This is a genomic window from Sphingobacterium pedocola (assembly GCF_015209965.1).
Taxonomy (GTDB): domain Bacteria; phylum Bacteroidota; class Bacteroidia; order Sphingobacteriales; family Sphingobacteriaceae; genus Sphingobacterium; species Sphingobacterium pedocola.
In genome coordinates this window covers 278,888-293,944 of record NZ_MU158691.1, presented here as the reverse complement: position 1 = coordinate 293,944, position 15,057 = coordinate 278,888, and the positions used below count along the sequence as shown (strand labels likewise).

Below are 15,057 nucleotides of genomic sequence, written 5' to 3'. Positions count from 1 at the left end.
CGACCCCACGATGAAAGAACTTATTCCGACAATAAATGAAATTGTTAAGTATGGACTTCAACCAAACTTGACAGTAACTGACAAAGAAAAATTGTTGGAACGACACATAGTTAAAATTTACAACCTATATTTTGACATAGACTATAATTTTGACGAAGCAGAATATCCAGACTTTGACAAATCAAAACTTCCTGACATTCGACTTAATGTTTCAAGTAATTTTAAAGACTTCGGTTTCTACAAAACTATAATTGCCATTTACGATATTGACAACTTAAAAAACAATGCAATCGGTGACGCAATTGACGATCTGTCTGACATTATTATCGACTTATTAGAAATTAAATGGAGAATTGAAAACAACAGTTTAGCGGACGGACTTTGGTATTTCCAACTTATTTTTTACGGACATACTCAACAACACATTCTTGATTTGTTGAACTATTTGAAACAGAAGAATGGATAAAATGCCGCACATAATAAGCGCCTTGCCTAAATAGCTACGCTTTTGTATCTTCGGTACAGCTACGCTAGTTAGCTTCGCTGATTCTTTCGGAATTTGCAAAGTCGCCCGAGCGTCACCACCAATAGTAAAAGACAGTACAAAAAATGAGATTACAACGATACATAGTTTTACTGACCTTATTCGCATTTACATCTTGCATGACCAACAGATTAATATTTGAAGGTAAAGAGTTTAATGGATTTGACAAACTAGACATTAAAACGGCAATAAAGTTAGAAAAACAGAAACATTCAAAAGACATTACTACTGACTATTTAATTGGAATTGGAGAAGGAATTTATCCCAACAAAAACAAATATATTTTAGCGATACCAAAAACATATGAAAACAAAGAGAAACCGAATTTTAAACTTGAAACAGAATATTTTTATGCCGTAAATGACAGTTTGGTAAAAGTAATCCTTTATCAATGGGACGACTTACAAAAAATGAATGCTGACATTCTTATAGAAGAAAATTACACAAAAAAGTTCAAAGCGTTTCAGACCAAATTTGATAATTTAATATCTAGACTGACTAAGGAATTTGGAAAACCTATCTCAAAAAATATTGAACAAGGAAAAATCAATGACAAGACTTTCAGAGATGACTTAAAATTTAAACGGGCGGACGGAATGAATGCGTATTTATTTATGTTTGGGAACGACAACAACGGATACAGACAAATAAGACTTGCAATTTATAAAGACTAAAAAACTATGATAACAAGAAGCACTTGCGTCAGGCGGGCTGACGTCCAAACTTTGGGCTTTATGCTACCAATGAACTTTCGTAATAAATTAAAACTTTGTGCTCCGAAACGCGCCCGAACGCAAAGCCCCAAAACGTTATGCTACAGCTTAAAACGACACCGAATATGAATTGGGAAGAATTGAAAGTTTACAGACCTTTGAAAAAGGAAGAATTAAAAACAGCCTATAAAGACTTTACGAAAATTATAGCTTTTAGTTAAAAAAAAGCGTTCCGATTCAGAACGCTTATATATTTTGGAGGACATAGCTATTTCAGCAACGGATTTCCCCGAGACACTTAAAAACTATTTCAAGTTCCCGACCTCCTCGATAGTAAGTGCCTAGAGTTTCTCGATTTCTTCCGCAGAAAGTTCCGTAAAACGGATTATCTGCTCTAGAGGAAGTCCATCATTCTTCATTGTTCGAGCAGATTCAATAGCTTTTTTGCGCTCGCCTTCAGCAAGTGCTTCCTTTTTAGCCTGGGCTAAATTTAACACATGCGCCTCTTCTAATGCCCGCTGCTTCTCTTCTAATGCTTGCCTTTGTACCTCCAGTGCCTGCCTATCTTCCTCTTGTGCCTGCCGGACGGCTTCAGCATCCCATTTGCGCTTTAAACTGATATCATACATATATCGCTCCTCCTTTGTCAATTTTGCGTAGCTCGCCAGCTGGAAAAACCGCTGGAAAACGCCCGAATTCAGTATCCGGGGTAGCGTCTTTAACCTGGACATATTCTTGAGCATAAAGAATACCTTGTCCAGCTCGCTCTCCAACTCTGCTTCGCCTTTTACAAAGTTAATGAGTTCCATGTAAATAAACCCTAATCCTTCGTAAAATATTTCCCCCGAGTCTCTATCGCACAGGCAGATATCGTGTAAATGACCCCTACTGCTGCTATCGGGCATATGGAAACCGTCCATCAGTACAATGGTGTACACTTCTGGAAGGGAGTATGCCCAGCCTCTGCGGTCGCCATGGGGCGCTTTGTCCGAAATAACCTTGCTCGCATAATATAGCATCCGCTTCTTGAGATTCGAATGCCGGCTGGTCTGCATTTCGATAATGATCTCCTGCCCCGCACTGGTCTCGACCATCAGATCGAAGATAACTGTACCGATATCTTCTGCCGAGCCGACCCGCTCGGTATCACGGTAGGTAAGGTCGACAATGACCTTGCGGCCCCGGAAGATGATATTGAGAAAATTGATAAGATTAATCTTATCGCCAAACAACCGTTTGAACCCCTCATCGGTAGTAGGATCAATGAACACGGGATTTTCTAGCTCTTTCATAATTAAATAGTGTTTACGTTAACATAAATAAATGATAAAGCAAACATCTAAAAAACTAAAAATATTAGCCGTATTATAAACGACTATAGTCGTTTATAAGCGTTTGAAAACGGGTATAACGTATCTACGGCTTAAAAAAGTGTAAAGATAGGTATGAATTAAGATCAGGGTGCGCCTAAATAATTTTATTCTTAAACTTTAATTATTTATAATAAAACATTAAAATTTAGTTCTTTTATTATAAATATTAATATATATTTGTGTGGTAGTAATATATATTGACATGAAACTTTCAGACATCAAAGTCATAAAATGGCTTAACCGCTTGGCGACAGTAGTCGCCGTATTTTATTTAATTTTTTTGGCTGTGCATGTGTTTACATCGAATGCTCCCCGAGCTAGCAACAGTCTTAAAGGTTATAACATGTATAACGTTAGTGCCGAGTATAAGGATAGCAAATCCCCAAATACGCTGAAAAAATGGTTTAATGACAGGGTCGTAGTGCAGCCCACCAGCAAAGCCTTAGTTCATTTGAGATTCAAATCTATGAGCGAATTAATCTCAGGATCTGCTATATTATATCAACTTGCTCAATTGACTTATTGGCTCATTATCGGATTTTTAATCTTGTGTATAAAAATGCTTTTTAGCTCCTTTAGCAAAGACAAGGTATTTACGAAAAGAAACGCGTCATTAATCTTATGGGGATCGACTGCATTGATCGCATTACCGATGGTAAGATGGATGGCCCAAGAGCTTTTTATTAATTGTATTAAAACAATGAATCTCAACGATTCGGGATATGCACTGACAAATGGCGCAAGTGTAATTGCTGCGGAAACTCTGATCGGACTGGCCCTACTAGCATTTGGATTAACCTTCAAAGCCGGTGTAGACATGAAGAAGGAAAATGAATCTTTTATTTAACTGATATGCCGATAATTATCAATTTGGACGTCATGTTAGCCAAACGTAAAATGTCGTTAACTGAATTATCCGACAAAGTAGGGCTAACTATAGTCAACCTTTCAATTTTGAAAACAGGAAAGGCCAAGGGAGTTAGATTTGATACCTTAGAAGCGATATGCAGAGTTTTAGATTGCAAACCGGGTGATATTCTTGACATAGATTAGCTGTAAAAATTATGCACCGGCATGGTCTGTGCGCACAAGCAAGTAGACAGAATCAAGAAAATTTACCTTAACTGCCTACTTCGCCAAGCAGCAAAACGTAATATCAGCTTAAAAGATGACACCGATAAAAATGACAGATACGCAAAGACACAAAATTGAAATCGCCAAAGATGGCTTTACGACAGTTGACGACGTCTATTCTGACAAAGAGATAGAACACATCTTGTCGATGATCGACCAAGCCGACAATAATAAACGGACTTTTAGAAAATCGACTGAACTTTTTGCAATAAGACAGCTCCTAAAAGAAATTCCCGAGATAACAAATTCGGTGTTCAACGACAGTTTAAAAAATGTAGTTAGCCAGATATTTGGAGACAATTACTTTGTTGTTAAGAGCATATATTTTGATAAACCAGAAACTTCAAATTGGTATGTTTCTTACCATCAAGACCTGACAATTTCGGTTGACAAAAAAGTAGAACTCGAAAATTTTGGACCTTGGACAACAAAACAGGGCCAATATGCTGTGCAACCACCAATAGACGTAATAGAGAACATCTACACAATCCGGATCCATCTTGACGATACGGACGAAAATAACGGTGCATTAAGAGTAATTCCGAGATCTCATTTAAAGAAAATTTACAGACCTGAAAATATAGACTGGGATACAGAAACGGAAACGGCTTGCAACGTAAAAAGAGGTGGTATAATGATTATGAAACCATTAATTTTACATAGCTCAAGCAGGACAACGAATAACAGGAAGAGACGTGTAATACATATAGAATTTTCAAATCAGGAATTACCAACAGAACTGAAATGGTCTGAGCGGATGAACTTTAAATGAAATCACAGAAGATAAACTAGTATTATATAAAGATGAATCCGGTTATCATTGGACAGATGATATGGAAAAGAAGAAACAACCAAATACTATTTTTTTCAGTTGGAAATAAAATGTAAATTTATGATCAGCAGCGTATGAAAATATTCTATACTATTTGTATCCTTATCATCTCTGTTTCCTGCCATCAGGATAGCAGAGAAACTAGATTTAACCAAACTGAGCCATCAAATGTGGAAAAGAAAATGTTGCCGGCAGATAAATTAGAGAATCCGCAAACTGATCTCGAAGATCTTCATGATTGGCAGCAGGGATTTGGGCTGACTCACGACCCCGACATAGATTCTATTTGGTTTAAGCCGGTTAGCTATTACCTGAATGATATAAACTGCGCTGACTTGGCCAAACAATTTTACTACGGGAAGCTCCGGCCAATGGATAATCAAGTTACAGAGGAGCTTTTACATCTAGTAACTTCTAACAATAATAAATTAAGACCCTTTTACCGGTGGTGTTTGAATAAGACAATCGTTATACAGGACGGTGCATTGGGAGAATATACCGGCCAACCTGCCCGTAAATATGCTGAAAGGTTTCCGAAGGAATTTTTCGAATATATGGATATTGATGTAACAGGCGAAAAATACCACATGTGGGTTGCAGCAATTGGATATAGCGGCTTCTATAGAGGTGACGATTTTGAAAATCCGGGCGAAGTAGCAAAAGACCTAATTAACACAATGAACGGAAGTTGCAGAAATTGTAGTACAGAACTACTAAACCGAATTAAAAAAATTGGACATGACTGCTTCATGGACCGGCAGCACGACACCCGATAAATGAACTTCTGTATCTTCAATTCGGAGCCGGTACGCTATAATTACCCACGAAATCATTGAGATAAGAATGTTCATATTTGTCGGTCATTTTAAACGATAGCACGTAACACAAAATAATAATGAATGCACCGAAATTAGAAAAAGGTAAATGTTCAATCCTCATCGCTGAATATGCCACAGGTCACGTTTTTAAAAAGGACTTAACACTATTCCGAAAAGGCGATAGCGCAGGAGATATTTATCAATTGTTTGACAATTTTTATGATGCAGAAAATTTTGTCCTAAACTTTATAAAGAGTAAACCCGAATTTGAATGTTCAATCTATGACCATGACGGAGAACATTTGAAAACTTACGACATTACAGGAGAACGAAAATTTACTAAAAATGGTTAGGAATAATGCAGAATTAGTAGACAAATGGACCTTACGGTTTGACGAGGTTTCAAATAATGTGTATAAAATTGAACTTACCATAAAACATTCAATTCCCCCTAGTACCTATTGATTTCAAAGTTTCAAATATCTTTTCTCGCTGTAGAAGCCACATGCCTAACTTCTCTTCGGCTACGCCTGAAACTAATTGATAAGTAAACTTGATATTACTTTCATCGTTCGTTTCGGTATTCAAATACCTTAATTCGACGCGATCTTTATGTATGGCTGAACTAAGCTCTGTAATATGAGATGATATAAAAAATATAGAACTCTTCATGTTTTCAAAATGTTCAATAAGTGTAAGTGTTGCCTGATACGCATCGTTATAGTTAGTTCCCTTAAACGCTTCGTCTAAAATAATGACCATCCGCTGCTTTTCTGACAGGGTATCCGCTATTTTCTTAATACGCAGTACTTCACTAAAAAAATGACTATGACCAGCGATTATATCATCTGCAAGGTTAATCGTTGTCAACAAACCATCAAAAAATTGCGTATTCATTCTCGATGCGGGCACGGGGAAGCCAAGGTGGGCCAGATACACGCAGGTGCCTACTGTTTTTAAAAGGGTAGATTTTCCGGTCATATTTGCTCCTGTCAAGAACCAGATATTTTTTTCCCGCCGTATGGCTATATCATTTTTTATTGGGTTATCGATAAAGAGATTATAGAGCCCTTCTATTTGCAACATCATATCCGGTTCATTCTCATGGTGGAAGGTCGGAAAAATCATTTGCCGTTGTATAAAAGATATCGAAATCCCTCTCAGTGCATCCAATTCGTAAAGAATGGCAAAAATTGATTTTACTTGGCTCTTTTTTAAATTCCTAAATTTATAATCATATTTTATGAGAGAACTAAGCGGAATGTCTTCGATGGATATCTTTTTTAACTCGTCGAAATCGAGGCCTTCCGTTAACCTGAGAACATCTTCTCTGAATTGGTTGAGCATACCAACGGGCCTCGCCTGTTTGACCGCAGATTCAAGAAGTTCTGATAAATATCTGATCAACATGGCGATCTCGCACACAGAACGTCTAATTGTCTGACGTATTCTTTTGTTACTGAGCGAAAACATATTTGCAGACAACTTTTCTAAGTAATACGAGAAATAGTTTTCTGAATAGGGTTCATTAGGTAGACTTAGGTATCGTTCCAGGTCATCCATCATAAATTTATCAAAAGGAAAGTCTACATCTGCTTCGGCCAGATATATTATGGCTTCCTGACGATTCCGGATTTCTTCAATGCTCTTTAACGGGTTGAGAAAATATCTATACACGGTATACCGTCCTTCCACTGTTACTGTATGGTCAAAAAAATTCCACAGTCCGTTATCGCTGCGCTCAATAGCATTTAAATCGGAGAGTGTTTGTTGATCAATTAGAAACATATTCCAACGGAAGTATCGGATTATAAATCAGTTTTTTTAATTTTCGATCTAATTTAAGTATTATTTCTTAACCTACAAATGCGCTCTTCTTTACCTGATGATCCGGCCTTTCTTTTATAACTTGGTCGACAATTTTTGACGTTCTCTCCAAGGTCTTGTAAATGCTTTTATCTGCTTCCGAATAGTTTTCCGTTGAATGTGTGGGTACAACAGCTGCAAAAAGGTTTCATATGTACTGCTTCCAGGTTCGGATTTGTTATTTGTAAAAATCCTTCTCGATCTACATATAATCCAGAAAAATAGGTAGACTCTTCGGTACGGACGTAATCTTCTCCTCCTCGCGCCAGTATATGCAAATCGCTGGCGCGTGGACTTTGTCCCGCGCCTAATTAATATAGAAGGTTATTGAACAACAACAGCCACCTGAAAAAATCCAGATGGCTGTATTAAAATATAATGTCTAACCAACTATTTTAGGTTTTCAATTTCCTCAATGGACAGCTTTGTAAAATTCGCAATCTGCTCGATAGGGACACCCTCTTTTTTCATCTCAAGTGCTGTTTCAATAGCCTTTTCGCGCTCACATTTGGCAATACCTTCGGCAAGAGCCTTCTTCTTTGAGTAGGCAATCGCTAAAAATTACTACTTAAAGCTCCTGCGCTGTAGGACGGAAAATAACTTCGTTAATATCTACATCTTCTGGCTGGCTGATTGCAAAAGCAACCACTCGAGCAAAGGATTCGGGACTGATACCTACTTCTCCCACGTAATCTTTGTTTGCCTGCTGAATATCTACCTCGGAAATATGTTCCAGCAATTCTGTTTTTACAGCACCCGGAGATACAATCGTAGTACGAATATTATAAGGTTTCACTTCCATACGCAAACCTTCTGTGAGTGCGCGTACAGCAAATTTTGTTGCAGAATAAACTGCAGAACCACCAAATATTTTATGGCCTGCAACGGAAGAGGTGTTGATGATTTGACCAAACTTCTGCTCTTTCATATATGGTAGCACAGCGGCAATACCATTGAGTACGCCTTTAATATTTACATCAATCATCGTATTCCATTCCTCCACATTAATTCTATCCATTGGCGACAAAGGCATTATACCCGCGTTATTAAGTATTACATCTACACGTCCAAATTGCTGAACAGCGGTATCAACGAGTTTCTTTATCTGCTCAAGATTGGTTACATCTGCTGTCACCGCAAGTGCTTTCCCGCCTGCTTCCTGAATATCTTTTGCTAGCTTTTCAATTCTGTCGGATCTTCTTGCGCCAAGCACAACTGTTGCTCCGAGTGTTGCCAGATGTTTCGCGGCTGCTTCACCCATACCACTGCTTGCGCCTGTAATGATTATAACTTTATCTTTGATATTATTTTCCATTTATTTTATTTTAATTATTTTCAAATTTTACAAATACATTTCCTTTACCCAAAGCAGCAGCAAGTCCCGATGGATTATCAACAGATCCCAGTTTTGTATAGTGGTATGTGGTGTTGAAATTTTTATAAAAAACTACCAGTGTATTGTTTCCGTAAAGCATTAAATCGCCCACTTTAATATCTCCGCCAACCGACGCCTTTGTTGGTAACGGACTTGGTAAATCATAATACTTTTCATTTCCATTCAGCTCTGTCATATCAATGGTAAGCGGCAGCATTCCTTTGAACGCATTTGCACTAGGGTTATCGTATAAAGTTGCTGTAAAAACTGCTGTGCCGATGGTGATTTTCATTTTGGTTGCTGTTGGGTTATTATTTCTACTGCCATTATTTTGAGGCGGTGTTGTTTCATTGCCTTTACCACAACTTGCTGTACAACAAGAAAAAGTAAATAGAATAGCAATAAGTATTATTAAAGATTTCATACTATTTGGTTTTAAAAATTAAAATGTGGAGGCATCAATTACATATCGGTACCTCGCTTCTTTATTGACTACTTTGTCCCAAGCATCATTTATTTGCGAAGCATTGATGATTTCTATTTGCGGATAGATTTTGTTTTCGGCACAATAATCCATCACTTCCTGTGTTTCGGGAATACCACCAATCAAAGAGCCGTTAAAATTCACTCTATTGAAAATCATATTGAAATTATTGATGGTCAATTCGCCGTTAATTGGTTGTCCCACTTGGGTAAAGTATCCGTATTTTTTCACGCAATCAATGTAAGGCGACATTTCATAAGCATAAGGAACTGTGGATATCATAAAATCGAGTTTTCCTTTGTACGGCTTTAAATCTTCAGCCGATTTTATCACGATTGCCTCTTTCGCACCAAAACCTTTGATATCCTTTATTTTTGATGGCGAAGTGGTAAAGGCATACACTTCCGCACCTTTAAAAACGGCTAATTTCACAGCCATATGTCCTAAACCACCAATGCCAATTACACCAATCTTATCACCTTTTTTGAAATTAACCTTCATCATTGGCGAATAGGTGGTAATTCCCGCACAAAGCAATGGTGCCGCATATTTCAACTCAATATTTTTCGGTATTTTAATGGCAAAATGTTCGGTTACCACGATGTTGTTGGAATAACCACCTTGCGTAATTCCGCTTGGCGATGAGGCTTCCGGCGTGCCGTAAGTGCCAACCATTCCGCCAGTTTCGCAGTGATGTTCCTCACCACTTTTACAACTATCGCATTGCATGCAGCTGTTCACCATGCAGCCAACACCAGCCTGATCGCCCACTTTAAATTTGGTAACATTTTTACCAACGGCGGTAATTATACCGGCAATTTCGTGTCCGGCAACCTGCGGATATTTTTGCTGACCCCAATGTCCTTTTATGGTATGGATGTCGGAATGGCAAATACCCGAATATTTTATTTCGATTAAAACATCGTTATCCCCCACAGGTCTTCTCTCAAAGTTCCAGGGAACCATTTGTCCTGCAACATCTTTTCCGGCATATCCTCTTGATTTTATATTTTTGCTCATAACTGTTTTATTATTTGTTAGTGCGAAAATTTGCAATGGTCTGGCTAGCACAAAACCGGCACCTGCAATTGCCGTTTGCTGAATAAATTTTCTTCTGGATCTATTGTTATCATTTGACATTTTATCGATGATTTAGGAGTGAATTTCTTTAATAATTTTCGCAGGAATTCCACCAACAATTGTATTGTCGGGAACATCTTTGGAAACGACTGCTCCCGCTGCGACTACTGCATTTTCACCAATGGTTACACCTTGTAAAATGGTTACATTGGCACCAATCCATGCATTATTCTTTATGCGGATAGGTTTTGGAATTAAAGAATGTCGATCTTCAATTGAGGTTGGATGTCCTTCGGATAATAAACTAACTTTCGGAGCAATAAAAACATTGTCTTCAATGGTAATTCCGCCCAAATCCAAAAACACACAATCGAAGTTGATGAATACATTTTTACCAATTTTGGTATGCTTACCGTAATTGATGTGCAAAGGTGTAAATAGGTTAACAGTTCCGTCAATTTCTGAACCTATAATTTGGCTTAAAAGGCTTCTGATTTCTTCTGGTTCCGTTGCATTATTCATTTGGACCAAAAGCTTTTTTGTTGCAAAAGAAGCTTCCATCATTTGATGGGCGTCCGGATCGTTTGGTGAAACGGTTTCCCCTTTGCGTAACCTCTCGAATATATCTTCTGTGTTCATTCCCATAATTTTATAAGAACAAAGATAAAAGGATTAAAAAGGTGTTATATTACATTTATTTCGCAAGTAATGTCAAATATTACTTATTATCAATTAATTGTTCTATTTTTACTTGATATGGCAGCAAATCAAAAATGATATGGCAGAAAATCAAAAAGTTATACTCTACAAAACGGCTTCAAGGGCTCAGTTTCCTAAAGATTTTCAAAGCCGGTTTCATACCCATATTTATTGTCAAAGTGGAAGTGTGAAATTTACCTTCAATGGTCAGCAACATCAAAGTAAGAAAGGAGAATTTATCTTTTGGTTGGCAGGTCTTATTGTTTCGGAATTGTCTTTTTCAGCGAATTTCAAAGCAACAATTTTGTTTGTGGAAAGCAATTTATTGACAATGAATTTACCGAGTGCCACGACGAGCATAGACAGCATTATACATTCTAAAGAATATCCCATCTTGCATCCGGATAAAAAAGACAAAGAGAAAATCCTGAAAAATTTTAAGTTGCTATACGATATGTCGCAGGAAACCAACCATCGGTTTTATGAGGAAGCACTTAAACTCCAAATGCAACTTTTTCTTTTGGAGATGTGGCACATTTTTGAAGACGAGCTCGACAGAAAAAAAAGAAGTTTGCAAAGCGGAACCTTGTACGAACAGTTTATACAATTGGTACAGGAACATTGCATGACACAGCGGGAAGTCCGGTTTTACAGTGATAAGCTGAATATTACACCTAAATACCTTAATTATATTTGCAAGGTCAATACTGCAATAACAGCATCTGAATGGATACAGCGTAACTCAAAAGAGCGGATCATTATACTATTGCAAAATAAGAACCTTAATATCTCCGAAATAGCCGATGAAATGGATTTTTCGAGCCGTTCGTTCTTTACCCGCTATGTGAAAAAATTGCTTGGCGTAACACCAAAGGAATATCGGGAGCGAATTTGATAAATTCGTTATAACTTAATCTGTTAGTTCAACTTACATAGACGCCTTCAGCAATAATACTTTGAACAAGAGCGACAAGAGCGAGTTAGATTTGAAGATCGATGTATAGCCTAAGCAGGAATACTTAGAACTGTACGTTACACCGAAATTGAACCCTGTCAATACATCTTCATCGAATTGAAAACCTTTATCATGTTCTTCACCCGAAATATTAATATCCCATTCTACAAAAACCGAGAACCTGCATAACACTATTCTACTGGTATATGCAAAAGCCGCATCGTGCTATATCACAAGTTTTTATTACATTTACTGGTACTTTTTTACACGATGCAGATATTGAGAGTGTTTGGCGAACCGAAGGCCGAAAGCCGAGATCTATGGAGTAGAACGAATTGCGTGAGAGAAGTAGTTACCGGCAATGTTAGACGACTCTACACGACCAATAGACCTAACAATTATAATAACATTTTGAATGAATAAAATCATAAACAATCTAATAAATCATTCATCAGAAAAACCAAAGACGCTTTTCCTTACAGACAGTTTAGGAGCAATTTTGACAGCATTTTTCCTGTTTGTAATAATGCGACTGTTTAACGAATATTTTGGAATGCCTAAAACAGTATTGACTTACCTTTCTGTAATAGTAATTTGGTTTTGTATTTATTCCTCCGCTTGTTTTTTATTTTTAAAAGGGCGTTGGACACCGTTCATTAGACTCATTGGTATTGCAAACTTGGTTTATTGCGTGCTGACAGTCGGACTACTAATTAAGCACTACCCGTTACTGACAATAATTGGGACAACATATTTTTTGATTGAAATAGTAATTATTTGCTGACTTAGCTATGTTGAACTTAATGTGGCAACCAAAATAAAAAGAAGGGCCTTCTCTCCCCTTCTACTTTCGTCTACGCTTCCTAAAACAATTTCGTGATTATGAGACAAATTGAAATTAGCAGATCTTTTGATGCTGTGCGCTTAGTTTTCAGTCTTACCTGCCCAATACATCACTGAGTTTTTTTAAAAGAGTTGTATGTTTTTCAGGTTTTTTCCCCTTCAGATCTAACAATAGCTGAACCTTTCTTTTTATCGATGGAAATTCACCAAATGGATACCGATCCCAGATTGGAGATGTATCCTTGAATGCGAGAAGGAAATCTCTATCGCTGTCATCAAGTACAGCGGTTATTTGTTTCACAAGCTGGGCCTTTACCGATTCATAGTCCTCATAGCTGAACCCTTCTTCCGTCATCCCTAGAAATTGCTTTTCCAATGCGGATTTTTGATCGATGAAATTTGGAGCGAGCAATTCCGATATCGGTCTTTTTGCTCCCAGCAGACAGAATATGAATCCCGTCTTGATCTCTTCGGTAAATCCCTCGTTGGCCAGCAGATACTTAACGTCAAAAAGGTCTCTAGGATGCTGACGGTCCAATGCGGCACAGATCTTCCCACCATATAACTGACCCAATGGAACAACGGCAATCTCGCAAAAGGCATTGTACTCTTCTTGTGCCTTTTCACAAAGCACCCGGACTTCTGGCGGAGCATAAGCTCCCCGACCCATTTTGCTCACCTCTACCTTGATACTTGCCGATGCTGTAGCGATGTCGAGTTTAGAGGCTTCTTCCCTTAAAGTAGCCTTGGTTCCCGGTATACTTTTTTCGATATCTACACCTATCCTTTTCAATGCCGCGTTGATATTTCCAAGGGAGGTATCCCAATCCTCGATAGGGAGATAGGTAAGATCAATATCTACCGACAGTCGCGGCATATTCCTGATGAACAGATTGATTGCAGTTCCTCCGTGTAACGCAAAGCACTGTTCTTTTGATACCAGCGGAAGCACATCTAATAACAGCTTGACCTGACTTTTATATATTTTCTCCATTGTCCATTAGTTCTTTTGGTACGGTGATATCATATTTTTGTACATAGGATCCTTTTTTTACCAAACTTCTGGTTCCCGAGCCAAGGTCGATTACCTCCAAGTTTAGATATTTTAGCCATGCATGTCCAGCTTTTTCGGCCATAAAAAGGAATAGGCGCTTCACCTTTACCGAACTGCAGTTTTCCAGTAGCGACTGTACAAGTTTTGGTCTAAGTCCGCTCATGCCTTCCAGCAGTTCATAACATTCGACAAGATCGTGGCCGTCTGAAACATATAGACATTCCAGTAGTGCCCGGGCAAGTCCCGATATTTTTATCGTGAAATTTCCTTTGGAAAAATCCTCCATTCCCATATCCTTCGGCAAAAAGCCCGATGCACGGTAATCGATCTTTACTCCCCAATCAAACTCGCTAAACCACTTTGGAAGCCTCTCATCCTGCATCCCGAATAATATCAACTCGCTGATACCCATCTGTAGATAGTGCGACCTTCCCAAAAGCGCGATTGCTGACTTTCCCCCGATGTGTACCGATAGCCCTAGCTGGTTTTGCAGCGTATAGACTGCACCTTCTACCGACACTTGATCGCCAATACGTTTGACGGCTCCATTACCTACCGACTCCAGCCACCCGTTTTCCCGATAGCGTTGCTGTAGCGCATAGCTATATCCGTTACGTATGAGCCATACGCTGGTGAAGATAGTCCCATAAGGCTGTGAATGCAGAAGTAAATTTATTTTTGACGAATTTTTAATACTCACAGTATCAAAAATACGAAAAATATAAAGAAAAACAATATGATATTTAAAAAACATTAAATAACTATACTGTAAGTATATGAAAGTATAAAATTTTAAAATTACAAATTCGTAAGGGAAATCAGAAACCATCAAGGTGGAGGTTCTTCATAACATGAAAATGATCGCTGATATTGAAGAAATAGATGGTATTAAATTGGTATCCGAACTTGATATTGCGCTATTCAAAATGATGTCGGCCTCGAATCGCGCTACCCAGAAAGATATATATGATCTGGATCTCCTATCTGAAAATTTCTCTTTGCCATATCTATTTGAACAACTCGATAAAAAACGTTCTTTGTTCTCAGAAAAGGAGCATCAAAATATTTTTGACCTCGATGGAGAAATTAATCCATTAGACGAAGCCGATAACGACATTGCAGAAAAAATTCACATTTTGCCATGTTTTTGCTTTTAGCAGTAACATGTTCCCGTTACATTCCTGTTGAAATAGAGATAAGATAATGCTCCGATTACTATGGTTTGTGCAAATCGCTGGCGCGTGGACTTTGTCCCGCGCCCTTTCTTTTTGCCACTAGGTAACACTC

18 protein-coding genes are annotated in these 15,057 nt (G+C 38.0%); 9 read left to right on the top strand and 9 right to left on the bottom strand.

Annotated features, from left to right (window positions below):
• Window positions 1-10 precede the first annotated feature (10 nt).
• Both C4F40_RS17190 and C4F40_RS17185 read left to right on the top strand, forming a co-directional pair.
• The gene (locus C4F40_RS17190) at window positions 11-466 is read left to right on the top strand and encodes a hypothetical protein (RefSeq protein ID WP_196940651.1); all 456 of its coding nucleotides are present in this window, start codon (window positions 11-13) and stop codon (window positions 464-466) included.
• Window positions 467-663: 197 nt separating this feature from the next.
• Window positions 664-1,218 (top strand): hypothetical protein, encoded by a 555-nt coding sequence (locus tag C4F40_RS17185; protein WP_196940650.1) that lies wholly within the window; start codon window positions 664-666, stop codon window positions 1,216-1,218.
• A gap of 380 nt (window positions 1,219-1,598) precedes the next feature.
• On the opposite strand, the gene C4F40_RS17180 is transcribed toward C4F40_RS17185, so the two are convergent.
• Window positions 1,599-2,549, bottom strand: a complete 951-nt coding sequence (locus C4F40_RS17180) for an Rpn family recombination-promoting nuclease/putative transposase (protein ID WP_196940649.1) — start codon at window positions 2,547-2,549, stop codon at window positions 1,599-1,601.
• 283 nt (window positions 2,550-2,832) lie between these two features.
• Here C4F40_RS17180 and C4F40_RS17175 point away from each other — a divergent pair, with 283 nt between their 5' ends.
• The 5 genes from C4F40_RS17175 to C4F40_RS17155 all read left to right on the top strand — a co-directional run bounded on the left by C4F40_RS17175 (window position 2,833) and on the right by C4F40_RS17155 (window position 5,767).
• Entirely contained in the window at window positions 2,833-3,477 is a 645-nt protein-coding gene (locus C4F40_RS17175) for a DUF2975 domain-containing protein (RefSeq protein WP_196940648.1), read from the top strand.
• Window positions 3,478-3,482: 5 nt separating this feature from the next.
• On the top strand, window positions 3,483-3,683 hold the full coding sequence (locus C4F40_RS17170; RefSeq protein WP_196940647.1) for a helix-turn-helix domain-containing protein: 201 nt from the start codon (window positions 3,483-3,485) through the stop codon (window positions 3,681-3,683).
• Window positions 3,684-3,798: 115 nt separating this feature from the next.
• On the top strand, window positions 3,799-4,536 hold the full coding sequence (locus C4F40_RS17165; protein WP_196940646.1) for a phytanoyl-CoA dioxygenase family protein: 738 nt from the start codon (window positions 3,799-3,801) through the stop codon (window positions 4,534-4,536).
• A 134-nt stretch (window positions 4,537-4,670) separates the two neighbouring features.
• Window positions 4,671-5,372, top strand: coding sequence for a hypothetical protein (locus tag C4F40_RS17160; RefSeq protein WP_196940645.1), 702 nt, complete (start codon window positions 4,671-4,673; stop codon window positions 5,370-5,372).
• A 119-nt stretch (window positions 5,373-5,491) separates the two neighbouring features.
• The gene (locus C4F40_RS17155) at window positions 5,492-5,767 is read left to right on the top strand and encodes a hypothetical protein (RefSeq protein WP_196940644.1); all 276 of its coding nucleotides are present in this window, start codon (window positions 5,492-5,494) and stop codon (window positions 5,765-5,767) included.
• Window positions 5,768-5,855: 88 nt separating this feature from the next.
• On the opposite strand, the gene C4F40_RS17150 is transcribed toward C4F40_RS17155, so the two are convergent.
• The 5 genes from C4F40_RS17150 to C4F40_RS17130 form a co-directional block, all read right to left on the bottom strand.
• Window positions 5,856-7,202, bottom strand: a complete 1,347-nt coding sequence (locus C4F40_RS17150; RefSeq protein ID WP_196940643.1) for a MutS-related protein — start codon at window positions 7,200-7,202, stop codon at window positions 5,856-5,858.
• A 646-nt stretch (window positions 7,203-7,848) separates the two neighbouring features.
• A complete protein-coding gene (locus C4F40_RS17145; protein ID WP_196940642.1) occupies window positions 7,849-8,595 on the bottom strand; it encodes an SDR family oxidoreductase in 747 nt (248 codons plus the stop codon).
• Between the two features lie 10 nt (window positions 8,596-8,605).
• Entirely contained in the window at window positions 8,606-9,079 is a 474-nt protein-coding gene (locus C4F40_RS17140; RefSeq protein ID WP_196940641.1) for a cyclophilin-like fold protein, read from the bottom strand.
• Window positions 9,080-9,097: 18 nt separating this feature from the next.
• A complete protein-coding gene (locus C4F40_RS17135; RefSeq protein ID WP_196940640.1) occupies window positions 9,098-10,159 on the bottom strand; it encodes an NAD(P)-dependent alcohol dehydrogenase in 1,062 nt (353 codons plus the stop codon).
• Window positions 10,160-10,291: 132 nt separating this feature from the next.
• Window positions 10,292-10,858, bottom strand: a complete 567-nt coding sequence (locus C4F40_RS17130; RefSeq protein WP_231390109.1) for a DapH/DapD/GlmU-related protein — start codon at window positions 10,856-10,858, stop codon at window positions 10,292-10,294.
• A gap of 139 nt (window positions 10,859-10,997) precedes the next feature.
• On the opposite strand from C4F40_RS17130, the gene C4F40_RS17125 reads away from it, so the two are divergent.
• Entirely contained in the window at window positions 10,998-11,813 is an 816-nt protein-coding gene (locus C4F40_RS17125; RefSeq protein ID WP_196940638.1) for an AraC family transcriptional regulator, read from the top strand.
• Window positions 11,814-11,846: 33 nt separating this feature from the next.
• Here C4F40_RS17125 and C4F40_RS17120 read toward each other — a convergent pair whose 3' ends face one another.
• From C4F40_RS17120 to C4F40_RS17110, 3 genes are all read right to left on the bottom strand, one after another.
• Window positions 11,847-12,065 (bottom strand): hypothetical protein, encoded by a 219-nt coding sequence (locus tag C4F40_RS17120; RefSeq protein WP_196940637.1) that lies wholly within the window; start codon window positions 12,063-12,065, stop codon window positions 11,847-11,849.
• Window positions 12,066-12,810: 745 nt separating this feature from the next.
• On the bottom strand, window positions 12,811-13,710 hold the full coding sequence (locus C4F40_RS17115) for a nucleotidyl transferase AbiEii/AbiGii toxin family protein (protein ID WP_196940636.1): 900 nt from the start codon (window positions 13,708-13,710) through the stop codon (window positions 12,811-12,813).
• Complete coding sequence (locus C4F40_RS17110) at window positions 13,694-14,470, bottom strand: type IV toxin-antitoxin system AbiEi family antitoxin (protein ID WP_231390108.1); 777 nt, start codon at window positions 14,468-14,470, stop codon at window positions 13,694-13,696. The genes C4F40_RS17115 and C4F40_RS17110 overlap by 17 nt, the downstream gene beginning before the upstream one ends.
• Before the next feature lie 151 nt (window positions 14,471-14,621).
• Here C4F40_RS17110 and C4F40_RS17105 point away from each other — a divergent pair, with 151 nt between their 5' ends.
• Window positions 14,622-14,927, top strand: coding sequence for a hypothetical protein (locus C4F40_RS17105; protein ID WP_196940634.1), 306 nt, complete (start codon window positions 14,622-14,624; stop codon window positions 14,925-14,927).
• The last annotated feature ends 130 nt before the right edge of the window (window positions 14,928-15,057 follow it).